This window comes from Thermogutta sp., assembly GCF_014359955.1.
Taxonomy (GTDB): domain Bacteria; phylum Planctomycetota; class Planctomycetia; order Pirellulales; family Thermoguttaceae; genus Thermogutta.
In genome coordinates this window covers 1-2,754 of the sequence record NZ_JACIYL010000617.1, presented here as the reverse complement: position 1 = coordinate 2,754, position 2,754 = coordinate 1, and the positions used below count along the sequence as shown (strand labels likewise).

1 protein-coding gene and 1 pseudogene are annotated in these 2,754 nt (G+C 58.7%); both read left to right on the top strand.

The annotated features are described in order from the left end of the window. A pseudogene (locus H5U08_RS15060) lies at positions 1-1,036 on the top strand (hypothetical protein); the annotation flags it as partial. A 12-nt stretch (positions 1,037-1,048) separates the two neighbouring features. Then, positions 1,049-2,605, top strand: coding sequence for a hypothetical protein (locus H5U08_RS15055; RefSeq protein ID WP_297034831.1), 1,557 nt, complete (start codon positions 1,049-1,051; stop codon positions 2,603-2,605). Positions 2,606-2,754: the final 149 nt, after the last annotated feature.

Below are 2,754 nucleotides of genomic sequence, written 5' to 3'. Positions count from 1 at the left end.
TACCCTCCTGGGAGTCCACAGGTTTTGTTTGGTAATCGGAATGGTTCGTTTCGACGGATATCGTCGGTCAATTCCCCTGCCCTCCTCGAGACAGCAATGGCAATTGCTGTTATGGGTATTTCTGCTGGGTATGGTGGCCATTGTCCCCCAGTGGTTTCTGGCTCGGCGCTGGGGCCCTTCTGGGGATCCCAATCATGTGGTGCAGGAAAGCGTCGTGGCCGGCGGCGTGTCTCTTTCCCTGAGCGAGAATAGTCCCAATCACGTAAAAGAGCCCGGCCCGGCAAATTCCCAGGAAGACCGAGGGCAGGCCCCTCCTCTCGGGACGCGCCTCGCCCGGCTGGATTATTCGTCGGTCGCCGATGATGCGCCTTTCCGCAGCAAAGAGAAAGAGCCCTGGTTTGGAACTCTGCAGATCCTTCAGGAGGTGTCCGCCGCGGAGCTGTGGCGATCTCCCGCCCAACGTGTGACGTTTGCCCAACTGTACCGACGTCCGGGAGATTACCGGGGCAAGCTCGTCGAGATTCGCGGTCGAGTCATGGGGGTCTTTCCCCTGCACGCACCACCGAATGACGTGGGGATTTCTCAGTATTATCAGTTATGGGTTTGTCCTGAAGAAGAAAACGACCCCATCGTGGTGTACTGCCTTCGGTTGCCGGAGCATTTTCCTCGCGGCGAACGCATTGCGGAACCGGCAGTCATCCGGGGAGTTTTTTTCAAGCGGTGGGCCTACCAGGCCAAAGATGGCCTGCGATTCGCACCGGTGGTGCTGGCCCCGTCCATCCGCTGGGAACCTGTGACTGCCCGGTCCCCGATGCCTGCGGAGTCACCCCCCAACCCGTGGGTGGTCGTCATTGTGGCGGCCCTCCTCACCAGTCTTTTCCTCTGGTACGTGCTGCGAGTCCGCGAAAAACAGCTTTTTCCCATTAACGTGAGGAGTTCGGCCAGCCGATCACCCCCCACCCAATCAAACACCGACGAAAAACAGGAGCCCGGCAAAGAAACGACTGCCGCGTCAACAGAATTTCCCAGCAGCTAAAGGAACTTGGCAGTGCCTGCGAAAACGATGCTTCAATTAGGGACGCTTCTCCTGGTGGCTTGTGGCGGGTTTGCTGTCGTCGCTGCCGAGGTGAGCACTTCACCCCCGCCGACAGGCCAGGAAACCTCTCCGCAGAATTCTGGAACGGCGGCCCACTCCGGCACGGAAAAAATGGCCCCCGGGGCATCATCTTTGACCGGGCCGCGCGCGGTTCTCAAACAGTTGGGAATCAGCGACAGCATGTGGGAAGGGCTGGAGGATGGTCGGCCATTGCAACCGCAGGAGCGCGAACTGCTTCTGCGGCTTTTGTTTCATATGCGAATGTTCCAGCCGACAGACCTGGAGGAGTGGAAACAGCCGCCCCCGGACTGGAATGCGGTGTCCTCCGATTTACAGGCGTGGCGGGGAAAAGTCCTGGAAGTCGAGGGCACAGCAACTCAGTGGACTGAGGAACCGGTACCACCGGAACTTGCCGAGCGGCTGGGTCTGGAACACTACTACTCCTGCCGGGTTGTGACAGACCAGGATGCTGAGTATCTCGTGTATGCGCGTGACATTCCCCGGGCGTGGAAAACGATGAAGCAGCTCCGTGAAAAGACCGTCGTCCGGGGCCTGTTCCTCAAACTCGTGGACACGCAGCCCAGGCCGGTGCCCGCACTCGTCACTGCTCGTCCCGGCTGGTTTCCTGATAATCTGCTGGGCCGCCTGGGAATGGATTGCAGTCTGTTTGACGACGTTGGTTTGGACACGTTGCCGCAACGCTTTGTCACTCCCCAGGCACCCTCTGAAAACGGCGAGGAACCGCTCTCGGATCCCCTGGAAAAGTATCGTCTGACGGGAAAAGACCGAGAATGTTTCTATCAACTCCTGGCTGCGGTGGGCCGTGCTGAACCTGGCCAGTTACTGCGAGAGGCCCAGGCTGAATTGGCCCGACTCGGGAAATCCACGTTTTCTGTGGTGCCTCTGTTCAATGACCCCGTCCACCAGCAGGGCAAGCTGTTCGTGCTTTATGGCACGGCCAGACGAATTGAAAAAGTTTCCGTCGAAGATGCCGACATCCGAAAACGTTTTGGGATCGACCATTATTACACCATTTATCTTTTCACCGACGATTCCCAAAATTACCCGATCGTCTTCTGCGTGCGGTACCTTCCCAAAGGGGTCGTGCCAGGTGAGGGGCCGGGATACGCGGTGAATCTCGCGGTGGCGGGTTTCTTCATGAAGACGTGGGCATTTCGACCGCAGGCAGCCCTCTCACCGGACGCCCCACGCAACGCCTGGCAACTGGCCCCCCTTCTCATAGGGCGTGAAGCGGTGCGATTGGCCACCGAGGCATCGTCCCGCCGGGTGGCCACGGTGACGACGATTCTTACCGGTGTTGTGGTGGTCGTGGTGGTGCTGATTGGAATTATCGTCTGGTGGTTCAACCGTCAGGATAAAAAACGCGAAGAGGAAATCCGTCAACGGTTATTCTCGGAATCTTCCCAAAATGAGGTACCGCGTTCGGATCCAGCCTCTTCCGGCGTCCAATCAACCGAACCCGACAACAGCAACGATTCATCGCCGTGACGCACCCTCGCCTCAAATCGCCGCACGCGACCTTTTCAGATGCAGGTAACGGAAGACGCGCGGGATTGCACATTTTCGAATTTGACGGAGATCCCGAGGGAAGAGACGGCCTGCTGTCGTCTGTCATGACCTGCCCCGGGCGGGTGGCC